General features: G+C 56.0%; 20 protein-coding genes. 9 read left to right on the forward strand and 11 right to left on the reverse strand.

The genetic code is table 11. The features are described from left to right. Window positions 1–50: 50 nt before the first annotated feature. The gene (locus tag ACJTMZ_RS02700) at window positions 51–2,153 is read right to left on the reverse strand and encodes a TonB-dependent siderophore receptor (RefSeq protein WP_047057143.1); all 2,103 of its coding nucleotides are present in this window, start codon (window positions 2,151–2,153) and stop codon (window positions 51–53) included. A gap of 160 nt (window positions 2,154–2,313) precedes the next feature. Here ACJTMZ_RS02700 and ACJTMZ_RS02705 point away from each other — a divergent pair, with 160 nt between their 5' ends. After that, window positions 2,314–3,045, forward strand: a complete 732-nt coding sequence (locus tag ACJTMZ_RS02705; protein WP_017384309.1) for a flagellar brake protein — start codon at window positions 2,314–2,316, stop codon at window positions 3,043–3,045. Between the two features lie 37 nt (window positions 3,046–3,082). Here ACJTMZ_RS02705 and emtA read toward each other — a convergent pair whose 3' ends face one another. Next, window positions 3,083–3,694 (reverse strand): membrane-bound lytic murein transglycosylase EmtA, encoded by a 612-nt coding sequence (gene emtA / locus ACJTMZ_RS02710; protein ID WP_017384310.1) that lies wholly within the window; start codon window positions 3,692–3,694, stop codon window positions 3,083–3,085. Between the two features lie 107 nt (window positions 3,695–3,801). On the opposite strand from emtA, the gene ldcA reads away from it, so the two are divergent. Next, a complete protein-coding gene (gene ldcA, locus ACJTMZ_RS02715; RefSeq protein WP_032671646.1) occupies window positions 3,802–4,716 on the forward strand; it encodes a muramoyltetrapeptide carboxypeptidase in 915 nt (304 codons plus the stop codon). Between the two features lie 97 nt (window positions 4,717–4,813). After that, window positions 4,814–6,547 carry a potassium/proton antiporter gene (locus tag ACJTMZ_RS02720; protein ID WP_017384312.1) on the forward strand — a complete coding sequence of 578 codons (1,734 nt, stop codon included), beginning with the start codon at window positions 4,814–4,816 and terminating at the stop codon, window positions 6,545–6,547. 94 nt (window positions 6,548–6,641) lie between these two features. On the opposite strand, the gene dadX is transcribed toward ACJTMZ_RS02720, so the two are convergent. Continuing rightward, window positions 6,642–7,712: a catabolic alanine racemase DadX gene (dadX, locus tag ACJTMZ_RS02725; RefSeq protein WP_015570318.1), complete on the reverse strand. Its 1,071-nt coding sequence runs from the start codon at window positions 7,710–7,712 to the stop codon at window positions 6,642–6,644. A 9-nt stretch (window positions 7,713–7,721) separates the two neighbouring features. Continuing rightward, window positions 7,722–9,020 (reverse strand): D-amino acid dehydrogenase, encoded by a 1,299-nt coding sequence (locus ACJTMZ_RS02730; protein WP_015570317.1) that lies wholly within the window; start codon window positions 9,018–9,020, stop codon window positions 7,722–7,724. 321 nt (window positions 9,021–9,341) lie between these two features. Here ACJTMZ_RS02730 and ACJTMZ_RS02735 point away from each other — a divergent pair, with 321 nt between their 5' ends. Next, window positions 9,342–10,874, forward strand: coding sequence for a SpoVR family protein (locus ACJTMZ_RS02735; RefSeq protein ID WP_017384314.1), 1,533 nt, complete (start codon window positions 9,342–9,344; stop codon window positions 10,872–10,874). Window positions 10,875–10,983: 109 nt separating this feature from the next. Here the strand turns inward: ACJTMZ_RS02735 and fadR are convergent, their stop codons facing one another. Continuing rightward, window positions 10,984–11,703, reverse strand: coding sequence for a fatty acid metabolism transcriptional regulator FadR (fadR, locus tag ACJTMZ_RS02740; RefSeq protein ID WP_015570315.1), 720 nt, complete (start codon window positions 11,701–11,703; stop codon window positions 10,984–10,986). 201 nt (window positions 11,704–11,904) lie between these two features. On the opposite strand from fadR, the gene nhaB reads away from it, so the two are divergent. Continuing rightward, window positions 11,905–13,443: a Na(+)/H(+) antiporter NhaB gene (gene nhaB / locus ACJTMZ_RS02745; protein ID WP_252010658.1), complete on the forward strand. Its 1,539-nt coding sequence runs from the start codon at window positions 11,905–11,907 to the stop codon at window positions 13,441–13,443. 46 nt (window positions 13,444–13,489) lie between these two features. Further along, on the forward strand, window positions 13,490–14,020 hold the full coding sequence (gene dsbB / locus ACJTMZ_RS02750) for a disulfide bond formation protein DsbB (RefSeq protein WP_017693268.1): 531 nt from the start codon (window positions 13,490–13,492) through the stop codon (window positions 14,018–14,020). A gap of 99 nt (window positions 14,021–14,119) precedes the next feature. Here the strand turns inward: dsbB and ACJTMZ_RS02755 are convergent, their stop codons facing one another. The 3 genes from ACJTMZ_RS02755 to ACJTMZ_RS02765 all read right to left on the reverse strand — a co-directional run bounded on the left by ACJTMZ_RS02755 (window position 14,120) and on the right by ACJTMZ_RS02765 (window position 15,636). Next, window positions 14,120–14,560 carry a YcgN family cysteine cluster protein gene (locus ACJTMZ_RS02755; RefSeq protein ID WP_015570314.1) on the reverse strand — a complete coding sequence of 147 codons (441 nt, stop codon included), beginning with the start codon at window positions 14,558–14,560 and terminating at the stop codon, window positions 14,120–14,122. A gap of 93 nt (window positions 14,561–14,653) precedes the next feature. Further along, window positions 14,654–15,313 (reverse strand): fumarylacetoacetate hydrolase family protein, encoded by a 660-nt coding sequence (locus ACJTMZ_RS02760; RefSeq protein ID WP_252010659.1) that lies wholly within the window; start codon window positions 15,311–15,313, stop codon window positions 14,654–14,656. 47 nt (window positions 15,314–15,360) lie between these two features. Next, a complete protein-coding gene (locus ACJTMZ_RS02765) occupies window positions 15,361–15,636 on the reverse strand; it encodes a YcgL domain-containing protein (protein ID WP_015570312.1) in 276 nt (91 codons plus the stop codon). 123 nt (window positions 15,637–15,759) lie between these two features. On the opposite strand from ACJTMZ_RS02765, the gene minC reads away from it, so the two are divergent. The 3 genes from minC to minE are packed head-to-tail and all read left to right on the forward strand — an operon-like array spanning window position 15,760 to window position 17,572. Next, a complete protein-coding gene (gene minC, locus ACJTMZ_RS02770) occupies window positions 15,760–16,467 on the forward strand; it encodes a septum site-determining protein MinC (RefSeq protein ID WP_015570311.1) in 708 nt (235 codons plus the stop codon). Window positions 16,468–16,489: 22 nt separating this feature from the next. Then, window positions 16,490–17,302, forward strand: a complete 813-nt coding sequence (gene minD, locus ACJTMZ_RS02775; protein ID WP_003859938.1) for a septum site-determining protein MinD — start codon at window positions 16,490–16,492, stop codon at window positions 17,300–17,302. Between the two features lie 3 nt (window positions 17,303–17,305). After that, on the forward strand, window positions 17,306–17,572 hold the full coding sequence (gene minE / locus ACJTMZ_RS02780; RefSeq protein WP_003859937.1) for a cell division topological specificity factor MinE: 267 nt from the start codon (window positions 17,306–17,308) through the stop codon (window positions 17,570–17,572). Window positions 17,573–17,658: 86 nt separating this feature from the next. Here minE and rnd read toward each other — a convergent pair whose 3' ends face one another. From rnd to ACJTMZ_RS02795, 3 genes are all read right to left on the reverse strand, one after another. Further along, complete coding sequence (rnd, locus tag ACJTMZ_RS02785) at window positions 17,659–18,774, reverse strand: ribonuclease D (protein ID WP_122959317.1); 1,116 nt, start codon at window positions 18,772–18,774, stop codon at window positions 17,659–17,661. Between the two features lie 83 nt (window positions 18,775–18,857). Continuing rightward, on the reverse strand, window positions 18,858–20,543 hold the full coding sequence (gene fadD / locus ACJTMZ_RS02790) for a long-chain-fatty-acid--CoA ligase FadD (protein ID WP_017693264.1): 1,686 nt from the start codon (window positions 20,541–20,543) through the stop codon (window positions 18,858–18,860). Window positions 20,544–20,746: 203 nt separating this feature from the next. Continuing rightward, complete coding sequence (locus ACJTMZ_RS02795; RefSeq protein ID WP_023303883.1) at window positions 20,747–21,328, reverse strand: Slp family lipoprotein; 582 nt, start codon at window positions 21,326–21,328, stop codon at window positions 20,747–20,749. Window positions 21,329–21,331 lie beyond the last annotated feature (3 nt).

The following is a 21,331-nucleotide window of genomic DNA, read 5'->3' on the forward strand; positions in this document are numbered from 1 at the left end:
TGGTTCCGTGCAATAGATTGGCCCGGTAGCGAAGCGCCACCGGGCTTTTTTCAGAAGCTGTAACTCGCCCCGACCTGGAACGTGCGGTCACGGCCTATCCAGCAGTTGGTCGCGTCATAACAGGTGAGTGTCTCTTTGTTGGTGACGTTCTGCGCGCTCGCTTTCAGCGTCAGCCCCTCCAGCGATGGCGACAGCTCGCCCATGCGGTAAGATGCCGCCAGATCGTATTGCGTCGTACCGCCCAGCTTGCCTGCGTCGTTGGCTGGCGAGATCTCCATCGGCCCGGTGTAGCGTGCCCCTGCCCCCAGCGTTAACCCTCTCAGCGGCGTGCTGTCAAAGGTGTAATCCCCCCACAGATTAAAGGCGTTCTCAGGGACCTGCGTCGGTCGTTTGCCCTGGTACTTGTCATCTTCGGTATTGATGGCGTGGGTGTAGGCGTAGTTGGCAATCAGCGTCAGGTTATCCGTTGGACGACTCATAGCGGAAAGCTCCGCACCTTTCGATTCCACTTCCCCGGTCTGGCGATAGTTGAGGAAGCCCGGATCGCTGGTCACCACATTTTTCTGACGAATGTTAAACACCGAGGCGGTGAAGGTGGTTGCGTAATCCGCCAGCAGGTATTTCACCCCACCCTCCACCTGCTTGCTGGTGGTGGGCTTAACGTCTTTCGCGGTCAGCGTGCCCTGCGGCGATACCGGGGCGAACCCTTCCGAATAGCTGATAAACGGCGAGAGACCATTGTCGAAGGCATAAAGCGCGCCCAGTCGCTTGGTGAGGCGATCCTGCGATACCCAGGCTTTGTCACCGTTTTGCAGATAGTTGGTGGTGACAGAACGGTAGTCGTCATAGCGCAGGCTGGCCAGCACGTTCAGCCCGCCAAACGCAATCTGATCCTGGAGGTAATAGCCATTCTGCTGATAGCTGAGACGGTTTTTCTGCGCGGTTTCAAGCCCCAGCGCATCGTTATCGATCTGCGAGTGATCCGGATTACGCATATCGATACCCGGTGTGGACGAGGCGTAACGATAGTGGAAGTGAGAGTTCAGCTTCTGGTAGTCAAAGCCCGCCAGCAGATGATGTTTCCAGTCCCCCAGCGCGACGGTTCGGGTGACCTGGTTATCAATGTTGAAGCTCTGTAAATCTTCATCCGTGGTATAGGCGAAGCGGTTAAGCTGGTAGACCTCGCTGCCCGTCCCGGTTGAATAGGCGCTGCGCTGGTGGGTGTCCACGTCAAAGTAGCGCGCTTTCTGGCTAAAGCCCCAGCCACTGTCAAACTCATGTTCAAAGCTGTAGCCCAGCATCCACTGACGCTGCTTAAAGCCGCTCCACTCATCCCCGGCATAGTCACGACGATCGGCGTATTTAGACCGTAGATAGCTTAGCGGCATCGGATCAGACGGCGTCAGGCTCGGCGTATTTTGCGCCAGCGCGTCAATGGTCAGGCGCGTTTTGTCATCCGGCTGCCAGGTCACGGAGGGGGCCACCAGATAGTTTTCATAGCGCGTGGTGTGCGCCTGTTCGTCACTCTCTGTCGCTTTACCCAGCAGGCGATAGTTCCAGTCGCTGGTCGCAATCTGCCCCGTGGAATCCAGGTACCCCTCTTTCAGATTGCGGTTTCCGGTGTTAAAGCCCAGTTCTGTTTTCGCCTCTTTCTGCGGCTTTTTACTCTGAATATTGACCAGCCCGCCCGGGGAGCCGCCGCCATACAGCACGGATGACGGCCCCTTCAGAATATCGACGCTCTCAATCAGCAGCGGATCGATTCGCGCTTTAGTGTTCCCGGTGACGTTATAGGGAAGTTGCAGGCCGTTGTAGAACTCCTGCTCGACGTTAAACCCGCGGATTTTGTACTCGCTCATGTAAGAGGTGCTCCCGCGCACCTCCGTGGAAACGCCCGGCGCATAGCGCAGGATCTCGTTTACCGAACTGGCGTGCCGCTGCTCAATCTCTTTAGCGGCAATGGTGTTGATCACCTGCGGCGTTTTACTTTCCGCGACGGCTGATTTCGTGGCGCTGTTGGTCCAGGCAGGGAGCGCGCTGCCCTGCTCTGTACCGGTCACCACGATGGTGGGTTCTTCTGCAAAAGCCTGTGTTTGCAATGCCAGCGTGACGGCGCCTGCCAACGCGCATAACGCAAAACGTGAGGTGCTCATAGTGTCGTCTTGTTATTAGATGGTATTGGGAACGCCAATTATTATCATTTCCATTAGCAAATCAATATCGGCGGAGAAAAACAGATCGTTTGTATTAAGTTTCATGCCAGCGTGCCGATAACCCAGAGACAGTCTGTCATCTATCGAGGAGCCATCTGGCGTGAGTAGCTACAGTGAGCAGTTCCTGAAACAAAATCCGCTGGCTGTATTAGGGGTGTTACGCGACCTGAAAAAGGGCGAGGTGCCGCTGCGCATCAACTGGTCAACCAGCCAGTTTATCAGCAAGATCCTGGACGTGACGGCAGAACACCTGATCGTGGATCTGGGTAGCCAGAGCGAAGAAAACCGTGCCGCGCTCCAGGCAGAAAACCTCTCGGTGATGGCCGAAACGCAGGGGGCTAAAGTCGAGTTTATACTGCCCCGCCTGACCACGATCGCGTACCAGGGTTTGCCTGCGTTTATCGCTCCCCTGCCCGCTAACCTCTGGTTCGTGCAACGCCGCGAGTTTTTTCGCATCAGCGCCCCGCTTCACCCGGCCTATTTCTGTAAGGCAAAAATGCCGGACAAAAAAGAGATCCGCTTTCGTCTCTTCGACCTGTCACTGGGCGGGATGGGCGCGTTAATGGATACGCCGAAGCCGGAAGGACTGGTGGAAGGCATGCGTTTTAGTCAGATTGAGCTGGATATGGGCGGATGGGGACGCTTCTGGTTTGACGCCCAGCTGATTGCCATCAGCGAGCGTAAGGTGGTGGACAGCAAAAACGAAACCATTACCACGCCGCGACTGAGCTTTCGCTTTCTGAATGTCGGGCCAGGCGCCGAACGCGAACTACAGCGCATCATCTTCTCACTGGAGCGTGAAGCGCGGGAACGCGCGAACAAAGTGCGCTGAAAGGCGTCGGGCAGCATGCTGCCGCCCGACAAAGGCGTTACATGGCGTCCATCGCTTTCTGTACTTTCCAGATATAACGTGGAGCCTGTGCTGAAGGATGATTCTTCACAACGTGCTCGAAGAATTCATCTTTATCCATATCGTTAATCTCTTCTATCGCCTCTTTGCGATCGGATGAGAAGGTTCGGAGCAGCGCGCCGGCTCCGTTAACGTACGACACCACCAGCGCATATTGCATCACTTCCGGATCGTCAATCCCCTTCAGAATGCCATGCTCGAGAATACTCAGGTAAGCGGTTCCCATAGAGATATTACGTTCCGGGTTTTTCAGCTCGCTGGTGGATGGCTGTCCCTTCCAGCCCATGTAGCGATAGACCTCTCTTCCCGCCGTCGAGGCTTTTAACTGCATCAGCCCCACCGCATTCGATTTACTCACCAGCGTCGGGTTGCCACCGGATTCCACGGCAATGATCGCCGTGATCAGACGCGGGCTCACGCCCCAGGCCTTCCCGGCTTGTTCGCTGATCGGCATCCACTGCATGGCCCGCTTTACCGGCACTTCAGGGTTCCAGGGGGGATTTTGATAATCATGTTTTGAACTACAGCCAGCGAGCAGCACAATCAAAAAAGCAAACCATCTCAATTTCACGTCATCTATCCTTATAGCCGGTCATCGCGGTACGTCGCCCCTTGAAGCAGGCGGCGTATAAGCGGCATGATATAGACAATTAGATTCTCATTCAGCAAGGAATTGCCATGCCTCAGTTTCATCTCATCGCACCGTCAGGCTACTGCATCAACCAGGAGGCGGCACAGCGGGGCGTTCAGCGCCTGCTGGAAATGGGCCATCAGGTAGAAAATCAGACAATTATCCCCCGCCGTATGCAGCGTTTTGCCGGTACGGAGGCGCAGAGACTGAGCGATATCAACAGCCTGGCGACGCTGGAAGGTGAAAACACTATTGTGCTGGCCGTGCGCGGCGGCTATGGCGCAAGCCGGCTGCTGGAGAGCATCGACTGGGCCGGGCTGGCCGCGCGCCAGCAGCAGGATCCGCTGTTAATCTGCGGACACAGCGATTTCACGGCGATCCAGCTCGGCCTGCTTGCGTTGCATAACGTCATTACCTTTAGCGGCCCGATGCTGGCCGGCAACTTTGGTGCGCCGGAGCTGGATGCATTTACGCAGGACCATTTCTGGCGCGCCCTGCAAAACCCGACGTTCACCGTCGAGTGGCAAGGCAATGGACCGCACTGGGAATGTGAAGGACAGCTGTGGGGCGGCAACCTCGCGATGCTGGTGTCGCTGATTGGAACGCCGTGGCTGCCGCAGATCACGGACGGCATACTGGTGCTGGAAGATATCAACGAACACCCGTTCCGCGTCGAACGTATGCTGTTGCAGCTGTATCACGCCGGGATCCTGGATCGGCAGTCGGCCATTGTGCTGGGCAGTTTTAGTGGTTCAGCCCCCAACGATTACGATGCGGGCTATTCCCTGGAGACGATGATTGATTTCATTCGTTCCCGGCTGGATATCCCGGTGATCGCCGGTCTGGATTTCGGCCATGAGCCGCAAACCGTTACCCTGCCGCTGGGTGCCCAGGCGCACCTTGTACACGATAATTCAGGCAGTCGGTTAACAATCAGCGGTCATCCGGTCTTAAAGGCATAAAAAAGCCGTTATTCCCCCTCAATAAAACGCAGTTAACGTTGTTATTATGTTAGGGTTTTAATAACAGCGTTCACATTGAGGTGGGAGTAAGACGACATTGGGTGCCACAGCGATAATCAGTCTTTTCATTCTGGGTTCCATCCTGGTAACCTTTAGCATTTTATTAAGTTCATTTTCATCGCGTCTTGGCATACCTATTCTTGTCATTTTCCTGGCTATCGGCATGCTTGCCGGGATCGACGGTATCGGCGGTATCCCCTTCGATAATTACCCTTTCGCCTATATGGTGAGTAACCTCGCGCTGGCGGTGATTCTGCTGGACGGCGGCATGCGCACCCAGGCAAGTTCGTTTCGCGTTGCCTTAGGCCCGGCGCTGTCTCTGGCGACCGTCGGCGTGCTGATCACCTCCGGCCTGACCGGCATGATGGCGGCCTGGCTGTTTAACCTCGATATAATGGAAGGCCTGCTGATTGGCGCGATTGTCGGCTCTACCGATGCGGCGGCGGTTTTCTCACTGCTCGGCGGCAAGGGGCTGAACGAACGCGTTGGCTCCACGCTTGAGATTGAATCCGGCAGTAACGATCCGATGGCGGTGTTCCTGACCATTACCCTGATTGAGATGATCCAGCAGCACGAAACCGGCCTGAGCTGGATGTTCGCCTGGCACATCCTCCAGCAGTTTGGGCTCGGGATTATCATTGGTCTCGGCGGCGGTTACCTGTTACAGCATACGATTAACCGTATTACGCTGCCTTCCGGCCTTTACCCGCTGCTGGCCCTGAGCGGTGGGATCCTGATCTTTGCCGTCACCACCGCGCTGGACGGCAGCGGTATTCTGGCGGTTTACCTTTGCGGTTTCCTGTTGGGCAACCGACCGATTCGCAACCGTCACGCCATCTTGCAGAACTTCGACGGTCTGGCCTGGCTGGCGCAGATCGCCATGTTCCTGGTGCTGGGCCTGCTGGTGACGCCGTCGGACCTGCTGCCTATCGCCGTGCCGGCGCTGCTTTTGTCGGCCTGGATGATCTTCTTCGCCCGTCCGCTGTCGGTGTTTGCCGGGCTGCTGCCGTTCCGCGGGTTTAACCTGCGTGAGCGGATATTTATCAGTTGGGTGGGGCTGCGCGGCGCGGTGCCGATTATTCTGGCAGTGTTCCCGATGATGGCCGGGCTGGACAACGCCCGTCTGTTCTTCAACGTCGCCTTCTTCGTAGTGCTGGTGTCGCTGCTATTCCAGGGGACGTCGCTGGGCTGGGCGGCGAAAAAAGCCAAAGTGGTGGTACCGCCCATTGGCTGGCCGGTCTCCCGCGTGGGGCTGGATATTCACCCTGAGAATCCCTGGGAACAGTTTGTCTACCAGCTAAGCGCCGATAAGTGGTGCGTGGGCGCGTCCCTGCGCGATCTGCATATGCCCGCTGAAACGCGCATTGCCGCCCTGTTCCGGGATAACGCCCTGCTTCACCCGACCGGCAGCACGCGGCTGCGTGAGAACGATATCCTCTGCGTGATTGGCCGCGAGCGCGACCTGCCGGCCCTCGGCAAGCTGTTCAGCCAGTCGCCCCCGGTGGCGCTGGATCAGCGTTTCTTCGGCGATTTTATCCTCGAAGCCAGCGCCCGCTTTGCGGATGTGGCGCTGATTTATGGCCTGGAAGGTGGACTGGAGAATCGCGATAACCAGCAAACCCTGGGTGAGATTATTCAGCAATTATTAGGGGCTGCGCCGGTCGTCGGTGACCAGGTGGAGTTTGCCGGGATGATCTGGACGGTAGCGGAGAAAGAAGATAACGCGGTGCGCAAAGTCGGCGTAAGGCCGATGGAGGAGGAGGCGGAGTAGCTGCTTTTTTGCCGGGTGGCGGCTTCGCCTTACCCGGCCTACAAAACCCCGAACGTAGGCCGGGTAAGCGCTAGCGCCACCCGGCACACACAAGTTACACCGTCACAACAGGCACTCTTGGCGCCAGAGCGCACATCAGTTCATACCCGACGGTGCCCGCCGCAGCGGCCACATCATCAATTTTAACCTCGTTGCCCCACAGCTCAACCGGCGATCCGATGCCCGCCTGGGGACACGGCGTCAAATCGATGGCCAGCATGTCCATGGAGACGGTACCTACCGTGCCGGTGCGCACGCCATCGACCCACACCGGCGTGCCGCTCGGGGCGATGCGCGGATAACCATCTGCATAGCCCCCCGCCACGATACCGATGCGCTGTTCACCTGCTGCCCGATAGCGGCTGCCATAGCCCACCGTATCGCCCGCTTTAAGGGTTTGCACGCCGATAATCTCGCTTCGTAACGTCATCACCGGCTTCAGGCCGCTGTTGGCAATATCCTGCCACTGACCTGAGGGTGACGCGCCGTACAAAACGATCCCTGGACGTACCCAGTTGTAGTGCGCCTCGGGATGCCAGAGCGTTGCCGCTGAGTTCGACAGCGAGCGCGGACAGTCCAGACCTTCTGCCGCCTGCTCAATGCGGACCATGGCATCGGCAATGCCGTCCGGCTTTTCCGCATCGGCGAAGTGCGCCATCAGCGTCATCTCACCGACGTTTTTCAGCGCACGAAGCTGCTGCCAGACCGTATGCACCCGTTCAGGCTGGAAGCCCAGACGGTTCATCCCGCTGTTCACTTTGAGATAGAGATCCAGCGGGGCATGCAGCTTCGCGTCCTGGATGGCCTTGATCTGCCAGTTACTGTGAACGCTGGTCGTCAGGCGGTACTTATCCAGCAGAGGCAGATCCTGCGCATGAAAGAATCCTTCCAGCAGCAGGATCGGTCCTTTCCAGCCGCGCTCGCGCAGCAGGATGGCCTCTTCCAGATTCAGCAAGGCAAAACCATCGGTGCCGCCGAGCGCACTCCAGATACGGTCGATACCATGACCGTAGGCGTTGGCTTTCACCACCGACCAGACACGAGAACCCGGCGCAGCACGGCGAACAATTTGCAGGTTATCCTTCAGCGCCTGCAAATCCAGCTGGGCCAGAATGGGACGGGACATGACGACTCCTTAATTATGCGCGCCGTGCAGGTGTTGTGGACGCGATGGGGTAAACCCTGATTGATAGCGTGCGGCGCTCAAATCGTCAAACGGAATTGCCGGCGTCCTTCCGGAGATCAGGTCGCTCAGCAGCTGGCCCGAACCGCAGGCCATGGTCCAGCCAAGCGTGCCGTGGCCGGTGTTAGTCCACAGATTTTTGTATGGTGTACGGCCCACAATCGGCGTGCCGTCCGGGGTCATTGGGCGCAGGCCGGTCCAGAACGTCGCCTGCTCAATGAAGCCGCCGCGCGGGAAGAGATCGCCCACGACCATCTCCAGCGTTTCACGACGCGGTTTGAGCAGCTCGGTATTGAAGCCCACGATTTCCGCCATGCCCCCGACGCGGATCCGGTTATCGAAGCGGGTGATGGCGATTTTGTAGGTTTCATCAAGAATGGTCGAGACCGGCGCGCCGCTGTCCTCTTTCACAGGAATGGTCAGGGAGTAGCCTTTCAGCGGATAGACCGGGATATCCAGGATGCCTTTCAGCATCGCGGTTGAGTAGGAGCCAAACGCCATCACGTAGGCATCGGCTTTAATTACCTCTTCCCCACACTTCACGCCGTAAATCTTCTCCCCTTCCGACAGCAGTTTGTCGACAGAAGTATTGAAGCGGAATTTCACCCCGGCCTGCTCACACATGCGCGCCAGACGCTGGGTGAAAAGCTGGCAGTCGCCGGTTTCATCGTTCGGTAAACGCAGACCGCCCGTCAGCTTGTGCGCGACCTCGGCAAGCGCTGGCTCCACCTGCGCCAGCTGGCTGGCTTCCAGCAGCTGATACGGTACGCCAGCATCTTCAAGCACGGCGATATCGCGGGTCGCGTTTTCGTACTGTTGCGCGGTACGGAACAGCTGAAGCGTGCCGCCCTGACGCCCTTCATATTCAATGCCCGTTGAGGCACGCAGCGCCTTCAGGCAGTCGCGGCTGTATTCCGCCAGACGCACCATGCGACCTTTGTTTTCCATATAGTGGCGGGTGTCGCAGTTGCGCAGCATCTGCCACATCCACTTAAGCTGGAACTGCGTGCCGTCAAGACTTATCGCCAGCGGCGCATGTCGCTGAAACATCCATTTGATCGCCTTCAGCGGAACGCCCGGGGCCGCCCACGGCGCAGCGTAGCCCGGAGAGATTTGCCCCGCATTCGCCGCACTGGTTTCCAGCGCCGGACCGGATTCGCGATCGATAACGGTAACCTCATGTCCCGCCTGACTTAAATACCAGGCGCTGGTTACGCCAACGACACCACTTCCCAGTATGACAACACGCATAGCCACTCCATTATGAGCAAAAGAACAATCATCTAATTACAGTTTGATAACCTAGTTGAAAATATTATTCAACATATGACTTTTTTATGGTGACTCAACTCACATATCCCGCTGTATCAGGGGATGGCGCTTATTTGGGATCTCCTGCTGCGCGTTATTTTTAACCAGTAGAAAATTCTGTGAGCACCGCTTTATTTGCCGTATCGAAAACGCGAAATCGCAAAGAAAAAATTTCTGCGCCCCGCGTATTTGAATGGGGTGATCTATGCTTGAAAGGAGGCTCTCCAGTCAGAGAGAGCGACCAACAACGAGGGCGCGCTAATGGCTACACTAGATTCCATGTCCAGGGACAGCACCCGTCTGAGCGATGGACCCGACTGGACCTTCGAGTTGCTGGATGTCTACCTGGCGGAGATCGACCGGGTGGCCAAACTCTATCGTCTGGATACCTATCCCCATCAGATTGAAGTCATCACCTCGGAACAGATGATGGACGCTTACTCCAGCGTCGGGATGCCAATTAACTATCCGCACTGGTCGTTTGGCAAAAAATTCATTGAGACAGAGCGGCTGTATAAGCACGGGCAGCAGGGACTGGCGTATGAAATCGTCATTAACTCTAACCCGTGTATTGCCTATCTGATGGAAGAGAACACCATTACCATGCAGGCGCTGGTGATGGCGCACGCCTGCTATGGACATAACTCGTTCTTCAAAAATAACTATCTGTTCCGCAGCTGGACGGACGCCAGCTCCATCGTCGATTACCTGATCTTCGCCCGCAAATACATTACCGACTGCGAAGAGCGCTACGGCGTGGACGAGGTGGAGAAGCTGCTGGACTCCTGCCACGCGCTGATGAACTACGGCGTTGACCGCTATAAGCGCCCGCAGAAGATCTCATTGCAGGAAGAGAAAGCCCGGCAGAAAAGCCGCGAGGAGTATCTGCAAAGCCAGGTGAATATGCTGTGGCGCACCCTGCCGAAACGTGAAGAGGAGAAAACCGTCGCCGAGGCGCGTCGCTACCCTTCCGAGCCGCAGGAAAACCTGCTCTACTTTATGGAGAAAAACGCCCCACTGCTGGAGCCGTGGCAGCGTGAGATCCTGCGCATCGTGCGCAAGGTGAGCCAGTATTTCTATCCGCAGAAGCAGACCCAGGTGATGAACGAAGGCTGGGCGACCTTCTGGCACTACACCATTCTTAACCACCTGTACGACGAAGGAAAAGTCACCGAGCGGTTTATGATGGAGTTTCTGCACAGCCACACCAACGTGGTATTCCAGCCGGCATATAACAGCCCGTGGTACAGCGGCATTAACCCGTACGCGCTCGGCTTTGCCATGTTCCAGGATATCAAGCGTATTTGTCAGTCGCCCACCGAAGAGGACAAATACTGGTTCCCGGATATTGCCGGTTCCGACTGGCTGGAAACGCTGCACTTCGCGATGCGTGATTTTAAGGATGAGAGCTTTATCAGCCAGTTTATGTCGCCGAAGATCATGCGTGATTTCCGCTTCTTCACCGTACTGGATGATGACCGCAACAACTACCTGGAGATCTCCGCGATCCACAACGAAGAGGGTTATCGCGAGATCCGCTCGCGCCTGTCATCCCAGTACAACCTGAGTAATCTTGAACCGAACATTCAGGTCTGGAACGTGGATCTGCGCGGCGACCGCTCCCTGACGTTGCGCTATATTCCGCACAACCGCGCGCCGCTGGATAAGGGGCGTAAGGAAGTGCTGAAGCATGTGCATCGCCTGTGGGGATTTGACGTATTGCTGGAGCAGCAGAACGAAGATGGCAGCGTGGAGCTGCTGGACCGGTGTCCGGCGCGGTTGAATACGCTGTAGTTTGTTGCCGGGTGGCGGCTACGCCTTACCCGGCCTACGGGTTTTGTAGGCCCGGTAAGCAAAGCGCCACCGGGCGAAAAAAAACCTCTCAATCGAGAGGTTTTTTATTTCAGCGACTCTGAATCGCTAAATCACCCGGCAGCGTTTTCTGCATCCGGTGCCAGATTTCACCGGAGTCGTGGCCGTAACGACGCACCGTTTCATAGACCTGATCGTGCAGCCCTTCGGTGCAGAGTTTGCTCAGTTTATGGTAGAAGCCGAGCGCCAGGCTGCGGGCTTCAGGGTTAGCAAAGTAGTGACGACCAATGCGCGTATATAACCCTTTCATTCCATTCAGGATCAGACCGTAAACCGGATTGCCGGAAGCAAACGCCAGACCGCGGAACACATTGTAATCCAGGGTCGCAAAGGCATCCGCGTGGTCTTCCACCTCATTAGCGGTGGCAAGCACTTTCAGCGCATCTTCAGGATGCTGACGAAACGCGGTGCGGATGAAAATGGTGGCGATGTTGGTGCGCACGGAAAGCAGATTATCAATCAGCTGCGGTACGCTTTCGTGGTCGAGACGCGCCAGCGTTTCCAGAATGTTCAGCCCGGACGTTTCCCAGAAGTTGTTCACCTTAGTGGGTTTGCCATGCTGTATCGTCAACCAGCCATCGCGCGCCAGACGCTGGAGCACTTCTCGCAGCGTGGTACGGGTGACGCCAATCAGTTCAGAGAGTTCGCGTTCAGCAGGTAGAATTGATCCCGCAGGGAAACGATTATTCCAGATGCTTTCAATGATGTACTCTTCCGCGAAACCCGCCGGGCTCTGCGCCTTAATGACCATAGTGAGATTTCCATTACACAGCTTTAGCAAATTGCACTCATCATACCAGAGGCGCGCAGAGGCAGATAGCGCAGCAGAGACAGAAAAGAGGGATCGCCGTTTCATTTTTATGAAATTTACAAATGGCTTAATCCCCCGCTCTGCCGCCATTTTTGCGTATACTGATGTCTTGTCTTATTTGACGGGTAAAGGACGTCTGTCGTGGAAATTTCATTTGGGCGCGCGCTGTGGCGCAACTTTTTAGGTCAGTCACCTGACTGGTACAAACTTACTTTACTGGTATTCCTGGTCGTTAATCCCGTTATCTTTTTGCTGGATCCCTTCGTTGCCGGGTGGATGTTGGTCGCCGAGTTTATCTTTACCCTGGCGATGGCGCTGAAGTGCTATCCGCTGTTGCCCGGCGGGCTGCTGGCGCTGGAAGCCGTGGTCATCGGAATGACCAGCGCGGAGCATGTTAAAAACGAGATAGCGTCGAATCTTGAAGTCCTGCTGCTGCTGATCTTCATGGTGGCGGGGATCTACTTTATGAAGCAGCTTCTGCTGTTTATCTTTACCCGTTTGCTGCTGAGCATTCCGTCGAAAACGCTGCTATCGCTGGCGTTTTGCCTCGCCGCGGCCTTCCTCTCTGCCTTCCTGGATGCGCTGACGGTCGTTGCGGTGGTGATCAGCGTCGCCGTCGGCTTTTACGGGATTTACCACCGGGTGGCCTCGTCGCGTCCTGGCGATAACTTGCAGGACGACAGCCACGTTGAGGCACACAACCGCGATGTGCTGGAACAGTTCCGCGCGTTTCTGCGCAGCCTGATGATGCATGCGGGCGTGGGGACGGCGCTGGGCGGCGTGATGACAATGGTCGGGGAGCCGCAAAACCTGATTATCGCCAAAGCGGCTGAGTGGCATTTTGGCGAATTTTTCCTGCGCATGGCGCCCGTCAGCGTGCCCGTGCTGGTCTGCGGGTTAGCCACCTGTGTGCTGGTCGAAAAATTCAACCTCTTTGGGTATGGCGCTAAGTTGCCCGATCAGGTCCGCCAGGAGCTGCATAAGTTTGACGAGCAGAGCCGCAAACAACGCACGCGCCAGGAGACGCTGCGCCTGATTGCACAGGGTTTCATCGGCGTGTGGCTTATCGTTGCGCTGGCCTTCCACCTTGCCGAGGTGGGGCTGATTGGCCTGTCGGTAATTATCCTTGCAACCAGCCTGGGCGGCGTTACGGACGAACATGCTATCGGAAAAGCCTTTACCGAAGCGCTGCCGTTTACCGCCCTGCTGGCGGTGTTTTTCGCGGTCGTGGCGGTGATTATTGACCAACATCTGTTCGCGCCGATCATCGCGTTTGTGCTTCAGGCTACGCCAGATTCGCAGCTAACGCTGTTCTATTTGTTTAACGGTCTGTTGTCCTCTATATCCGATAACGTCTTTGTCGGGACGGTATACATCAATGAGGCCAAAGCCGCGATGGAGCAAGGGATTGTCAGCAGTGAACAGTTCGAGCTGCTGGCGGTGGCGATCAACACCGGAACCAACCTCCCCTCCGTGGCAACCCCGAACGGTCAGGCGGCATTCCTCTTCCTGCTGACCTCGGCGCTGGCACCACTCATACGACTTTCTTATGGAAGAATGGTCTGGATGGCGCTGCCGTATACGCTGGTGCTTACCCTGGTTGGTTTGCTGTGCATCAAAATTACTCTCGTTCCCTGTACGCAATGGTTATTGCAAGCAGGTATACTTGCGGCGCATTAAAATTCGTTTACACTGCGCTGTCTAAGCATGTTCCAGGGAAATGATTATGTTGCGATTTTTGAACCAGTGCTCACGCGGTCGCGGAGCGTGGTTGTTGATGGCCCTGACCGCCTTTGCGCTGGAAATGGTCGCGCTGTGGTTTCAGCATGTGATGGGGCTGAAACCTTGCGTACTGTGTATTTATGAGCGTTGTGCTCTGTTCGGCATTATGGGCGCGGGTCTGGTAGGTGCGATTGCACCCAAATCACCGTTACGCTATGCGGCAATTGCCATCTGGCTATACAGCGCCGGGAAAGGGATTGCGCTTGCCTGGGAGCACACCCAGATGCAGCTTCACCCGTCGCCGTTTATGACCTGCGATTTTGCCGCCCGCTTCCCGAGCTGGCTGCCGCTGGATAAATGGCTGCCGCAGGTGTTTGTGGCCTCCGGTGACTGCTCTGTACGCCAGTGGGAATTCCTGACGCTGGAGATGCCGCAGTGGCTGGTGGGCATTTTTGTCGCCTACTTTGTGGTGGCGCTGCTGGTGCTGATTGCCCAGCCGTTCAAACCAAAGAAACGCGATCTTTTTGGAAGGTAAAAGCAAAACGGCAACGTCAGTTTTGTTGGTCGGGTAAGCGCAGCGCCACCCGACAAAATTGCGCACAATAAAAAACCCGCCTCGGCGGGTTTTTTATTATCACCGATTAGGGTGATTCATAATGTGGTCTTCCCAGTCGCGCACCTCGGACTCTTTCACCGCAATGTGGCGCACGGAAATACGTTCACCGTGCATCGCCGCTTTCGACCCCGTCAACAGCGGATGCCATGTGGGCAGATCCTTTCCTTCCGCCAGCAGGCGATACGCGCAGGTATGCGGCAACCACTCAAAGGTCGGCAGATTTTCACGGGTTAACTTGATGCAGTCCGGCTCATATTCGAAACGGCGCTCATAGTTGCGGCACTGGCAGGTTTTGATGTTTAACTGCTTGCAGGCTACGTTGGTGAAATAGATCTCGTCCGAATCTTCATCCATTAGCTTATGCAGGCAGCACTGCCCGCAGCCGTCACACAACGATTCCCACTCCGCGTCGGTCATGTCGTCGAGAGTTTTGCTTTGCCAGAAAGGAATGTCGTTCATCAGGATGTCCACACGTCAAAATAGAGCGCACCTTATAACGAGTCTGGCACGTTGATGCAAGTTTTGCCGCCCTTTTCAGGCGGCAAGGTGCTTTTACAGCACGCGGGTTTTCAGCGAAAGGCCGTTAAAACTGACGTCCAGTTCGTCGCCGCTAAGCAGCGGCCCCACACCTTCCGGGGTGCCGGTGAGGATCACGTCGCCAGGTTTCAGGGTGAAGAAGCGGCTCATGTAGGCAATCAGCGGAACGATCTTATGGATCATGTCAGCGGTCGTTCCCTGCTGGCGGATCGCGCCGTTGACCTTCAGGCTGAGCGGCGTGTTCTGCGGATCGTCGGTAAATTCACTCACCGGAACGAAACCGGAAATCGGGCATGAATTATCAAAACCCTTGGCTTTTTCCCACGGCTGCCCCGCTTTCTTCATTTTGCCCTGGACGTCACGCAGCGTCAGGTCGAGCGCGACACCGTAACCCGCAATCGCTTTCTCTACATGCTCTTCGGTTGCCTGGCGCAGCGTCGCGCCGATCAGCACCGCCAGCTCCACTTCATGATGCACCGAGCCCAGTCCCTGCGGCAGAACCAGCGGCTGGCGAATATCGCACAGTGCGGTTTCTGGCTTAATAAACAGAACCGGCTCTTCCGGCACGGCGCTGCCCATCTCCTGAATATGTTTTGCATAGTTGCTGCCCACGCAGACCACTTTGCTGACGGGATAATCCAGTAATGCACCTTGCCAGTTATGATGTTGATACATGGTCGACCCCTAATCGGTTGATGAGTTGTTCCCGGAAGGACCCGGGCTTATTTCTTTCCGCTCAGCTCAAGGTGCTGTTTTAATAAATTCTCCGGTGGCGGCGGAAGCTGTAAATAATAGCCCTGCTCGATTAACGCCTTTTTGACTTTCTCAAGATCGGCGTTCACCAGCTTCTTACGGCCGTCCAGCGGCAGCAGCATCGCCAGCTGCGGTCGGCCAAAGCTTTTCATTAATTCTTCAGGCACGCGGGAAAAATCGTCTTTCTTTTCGACATAAAGGTAGGTCTGGTCGCGGCTGGTACTTCTGTAGATCACACAAAACATGTTTTTACTCTGAATTAATGGGTGGTTGCTTGCCTCAATATACTCCTGACTATAACATGCCTGATACTCTTCGGAATATCGCGGCGATGTGTTGCGGTTAATAGCAAATTGAGTAAGGCCAGGATGTCAAATACGCCCATCGAGCTTAAAGGCAGTAGCTTCACCTTATCAGTGGTTCATTTGCATGATGCAAAACCCGAGGTTATTCGTCAGGCGTTAGAAGACAAAATCGCGCAGGCTCCCGCTTTTCTTAAGCATGCTCCTGTCGTCGTCAATGTAAGCGACCTTGAGGGGCCGGTTAACTGGAAGCGACTCCAGCAGGCCGTCGTCTCCACGGGGTTGCGCATCGTGGGTATTAGCGGCTGCAAAGACGCAGAGTTAAAAGCCGAAATTGAACGCGCGGGTTTGCCCTTGTTAAACGAGGGCAAAGAAAAAGCCCCGCGTGCAACGCCTGCAACCGTTCCCGCTCCCCCGCCTCCGGCGCAAAATGTAGCCCCAGTCACAAAAACGCGATTGATTGATCTGCCGGTTCGTTCCGGTCAGCGCATTTATGCGCCAAACTGTGATCTGATTGTTACAAGCCACGTCAGTGCGGGCGCAGAACTGATTGCAGATGGCAATATTCACGTTTACGGTATGATGCGTGGGCGTGCGCTTGCGGGCGCCAGCGGCGATCGAGAAGCACAAATTTTTTGTACTCACCTGACGGCAGAACTGGTGTCTATCGCAGGTGAATATTGGCTGAGCGATAAAATCCCAGCCGAATTTTATGGCAAAGCGGCCCGTCTGCAACTGGCAGATAACGCTTTGACCGTTCAACCGTTAAATTGATCCCTTTTAACAAGGAATTTCTATGGCACGCATTATTGTTGTGACTTCGGGTAAAGGAGGCGTTGGCAAGACCACCTCCAGCGCGGCCATCGCTACTGGTTTGGCCCAGAAGGGAAAGAAAACCGTCGTAATCGACTTCGATATCGGTCTGCGTAACCTGGACCTGATCATGGGTTGCGAGCGTCGCGTGGTGTATGACTTCGTGAACGTCATTCAGGGCGATGCCACCCTTAACCAGGCGCTGATTAAAGATAAGCGTACCGAGAACCTCTACATTCTTCCGGCGTCCCAGACCCGTGATAAAGACGCGCTGACCCGCGAAGGCGTGGAAAAGGTGCTCGACGATCTGAAAAAGATGGAGTTCGACTTCGTGGTCTGCGACTCCCCGGCCGGTATCGAAACCGGCGCGCTGATGGCGCTCTACTTCGCGGATGAAGCCATCATCACCACCAACCCGGAAGTCTCGTCAGTACGTGACTCCGACCGTATTCTCGGCATTCTGGCCTCGAAATCCCGTCGCGCGGAAAATGGCCAGGAGCCAATCAAAGAGCACCTGCTGCTGACCCGCTACAACCCGGGCCGGGTGAACAAAGGTGACATGCTGAGCATGGAAGACGTGCTGGAGATCCTGCGCATCAAACTGGTTGGCGTGATCCCGGAAGATCAGTCCGTGTTGCGCGCCTCTAACCAGGGCGAGCCCGTGATCCTGGATACACAGGCAGACGCAGGTAAAGCGTATGCGGATACCGTTGACCGTCTGCTGGGAGAAGAACGTCCTTTCCGCTTCATTGAAGAAGAGAAGAAAGGTTTCCTCAAACGCCTGTTCGGAGGATAAGTTATGGCATTACTGGACTTTTTTCTCTCGCGGAAAAAAAGCACCGCCAACATCGCAAAAGAACGTCTGCAAATCATTGTGGCGGAACGTCGTCGTAGCGACGCCGAACCGCACTACCTGCCGCAGCTGCGCAAAGACATTCTGGAAGTGATCTGCAAATACGTGCAGATTGACCCGGAAATGGTCACCGTTCAGCTGGAGCAAAAAGACGGGGATATTTCGATTCTGGAGCTGAACGTGACGCTTCCGGAAGCGGAAGAGTCGCGTTAATCCGTCTGTAGTTTTGTAGGCCGGGTAAGCATCGCGCCGCCCGGCAATTTCCCCGGTGGCGCTGCGCTTACCGGGGCTACAATTCTTTAGCGCGGATACCCTTCCAGCAGGGTATTCAGGCGTTCGGCCATCAGTTCCCCCCGCCATCCGGCGACCAGTTCCGGTAAACCATTTTGCGGTTTCAACTTCCAGTGCCAGTTCAGCAGCTGGTTAATCTGACGACGTGAAGCCAGCAGTTCGGCACTCAGTTTGCTTTCCCCCGCCACCGTCTGCACCAGCGCTTTGATGTCTTTGAACGCCTTGCGGTAGCCCGGCATATCCATCAGGTTAAGCAGCGGTTCTGGCAGTGCGTCCTCTGGCAGCTGCTGAGCTTTCTCTACCAGCGCGAGCAGCGTTTTACCGTGGAAACGGATCTCACTTCCGGAAAGGCCAATGCTGTCCAGTTCACCAAGGCTACCCGGCATATAGCGCGCCACCGCCCACAGGTGTTCTTCACGCACCACGAAGTTAACCGCCAGATCGCGCTCACGCGCTTTACGCAGACGCCAGTCAGCCAGCAATTGCAGACAGGCCAGTTGACGGGTGCGCAGCTGCCAGGCGTTGGTGATGTCACGCCAGGCTTCTTTCGGATCAACCACTTCCTGGCGACGCTGCTGCGTCATGCGGCACTCGTCCAGTGCGGCAGACAGCCAACCGGACGCCTCAGCCTCTTTCATGAGCTGGCCGGCAATTGGAAGAAGATAAAAGACGTCTGCCGCGGCATATTCAAGCTGACGCGCCGTCAGCGGACGCGCGAGCCAGTCGGTACGCGATTCGCTCTTATCCAGCGTCAGACCGGTGTACTCTTCCACCATCGCCGCAAAACCCCAGGAGAGCGGACGACCGCTGAACGCCGCGAGGATCTGGGTATCAATCAGCGGCTGCGGCATGATGCCAAAGGTGTTGAGAAATACTTCCAGATCTTCACTGCCCGCGTGCAGATATTTGGTCACGGCGGTATCCAGCAACAACTCGCGCATTGGTGCCCAGTCGGTAATGCCGAGGGGGTCAATCAACGACACGTGTTTGCCGTCATACATCTGAATCAGACCCAGCTGCGGATAGTACGTTCGGGTGCGGACAAATTCCGTATCCAGGGCGATAGCGGGAAATTCACGCGTCACCTCGCACAGCGAAGCCAGCTCGTCGTTGGTAGTGATCATCTGGTAATTCAAATCGGACTCTCTTTTGTTTGCGCCCATAAAAAACGCCGGATTAACCGGCGTCTGGGCGATTAACGTGAAGCTCAGGCCTTATTGTCCACTTTGGCACGGGCTTCGTCACGTAATTCTCGTCGTAATATCTTCCCGACGTTGGATTTCGGCAGCTCATCCCGGAATTCCACCAGCTTCGGCACTTTATAGCCGGTCAGCTGACGGCGACAAAACGTTATCAGCGCATCCTCGGTCAGAGAAGGATCTTTCTTGACCACAAATATCTTCACCGCTTCACCGCTGCTGCCGGAGGGAACGCCCACCGCCGCTACTTCCAGCACGCCGCTGTGCTGCATCACCACGTCTTCGATTTCGTTCGGATAGACGTTGAACCCTGACACCAGGATCATATCTTTCTTGCGATCGACGATGCGCAGAAAGCCTTCGTCATCCATCACCGCGATGTCGCCCGTGTGCAGCCAGCCGTCTTTGATGATCTCATCCGTGGCATCCGGACGTTGCCAGTAGCCCAGCATCACCTGCGGCCCTCTGACGCACAGCTCTCCTGGCTCACCGTGAGGCACTTCGTTATCCTCATCATCCACCAGTTTTGCTTCCGTCGACGGGACCGGCAGACCGATACTGCCGCTGTGATAGTCGATATCATGCGGGTTAACGCTGACCAGCGGGGCGCACTCCGTCAGGCCATAGCCTTCCAGCAGATATTGCCCGGTGAGTTTCACCCAGCGCTCGGCAACCGCCTGCTGAACCGGCATCCCGCCACCCGCAGAGAGGTGCAGCGTGGAGAAATCGAGCTGCTGGAACTCTTTATTGTTAAGCAGCGCGTTAAACAGGGTGTTCACGCCGGTCATGGCGGTGAACGGGTATTTCGCCAGCTCTTTGACCAGCCCCGGAATGTCGCGCGGGTTGGTGATCAATACGTTTTGACCGCCAAGCTCAATAAACAGCAGGCAGTTCATGGTCAGCGCAAAAATGTGATACAGCGGAAGCGCGGTGATCACCAGCTCCTTGCCCGGGTGCAGCAGCGGCCCGTAGGTGGCATTAACCTGCTCAAGGTTCGCCAGCATATTACGGTGGGTCAGCATCGCCCCTTTCGCCACGCCGGTGGTACCGCCCGTGTATTGCAGAAATGCCAGATCCTCGGACACGATCTCCGGCTTCACGTACTGCATCCGGTAGCCCGCATGCAGGGCGCGGCGGAAAGAGATGGCATCCGGCAGGTGGTATTTCGGCACCAGCCGCTTAACGTATTTAACGACAAAGTTGACCAGCGTACCTTTCGCGGTAGAGAGCTGGTCGCCCATGCGCGTGAGGATGACGTGTTTAACCTGGGTTCTTTCAACGACTTTTTCCAGCGTGTGGGCAAAGTTGGAGACAATCACAATCGCCGCCGCGCCGCTGTCATTCAACTGATGTTCCAGCTCGCGCGGGGTATAGAGCGGGTTAACGTTAACCACGATCATCCCTGCCCTGAGGATCCCGAACAGCGCCACCGGGTATTGCAGCAGGTTTGGCATCATCAGCGCGACGCGATCCCCTTTCTGCAAGCCCAACCCTTCCTGTAAATAGGCTGCAAACGCCCGGCTGCGCTCTTCCAGCTTACGGAAGGTCATCACTTCGCCCATATTCACAAATGCAGGCTGGTCAGCGTAGCGCCGTACCGAGTGTTCAAATAATTCAATCAGGGATTGATAACGGTCAGGATTGATCTCCGCAGGGACATCCGCGGGATAACGGTTAAGCCAAACCTTTTTCAATGCATCACCTCTGAAATGAGTGTTCGTCGTCATCACAGCCCCGATAATAAACAGTTTGTTAACATTATATTAACTCAGCGTACCAGTTTATTAATTGTTCAGATTGCAGGTTGCGAAGCGCGTCACTCTTTTTTTTCGTTTAATCCGTAAAAAAACAGAGACAGCGGCTGAGCCGCTGTCTCTTTCCTAACAATAACAGTAAGTTACTCAGTTACGATTGTTTGAACCTGTGCAGGGCCTGGATTGTACCAACCCCAGCCACCGTAGCCGTAACGATACGGATGCGGTCCCCACATCCACGGATCGATTGGCTGTGGCGGCATCACCACCTGCTGGGCGATACGCCAGCGTTTGTAGCCGTTAACCTGCATGGTCATAAATTTGTATGGCGTATTGCCGATTTTGCCCGCCACCGAACCGGTAATCGGCCCGACGACGGTCACCAGCTGCCCGCGGAAATCTACCGGATCGAGGAAGCCGCTGACGTCAGCGTAGATCCGCCCGCGCGAGGCTTCACCCAGAACAGGCCGCGCGCCGTCGTCCAGCGGGACAGTGGCAATCTCCAGTCGGGTTTTACCCTGCTGGTTTATCACTTCAACCACCTTGCCGCCAAACCGCGCTTCCTGCCCGACATACAGCTCCGGGGCATTCATCACGCGTACCAGATCCTGCTGTGGCGTCGGGCTGGTGCCCTTGATCGCATCAGGAACGGTGACGCACCCGCTCAGTGCTATGGCAACCGCGCCTGCCATAAGAAAGCGTACAACTTTAGTCTGAACCGCCATGAT

The organism is Enterobacter sp. DN (genome assembly GCF_046054285.1).
Classification (GTDB): domain Bacteria; phylum Pseudomonadota; class Gammaproteobacteria; order Enterobacterales; family Enterobacteriaceae; genus Enterobacter; species Enterobacter hormaechei_C.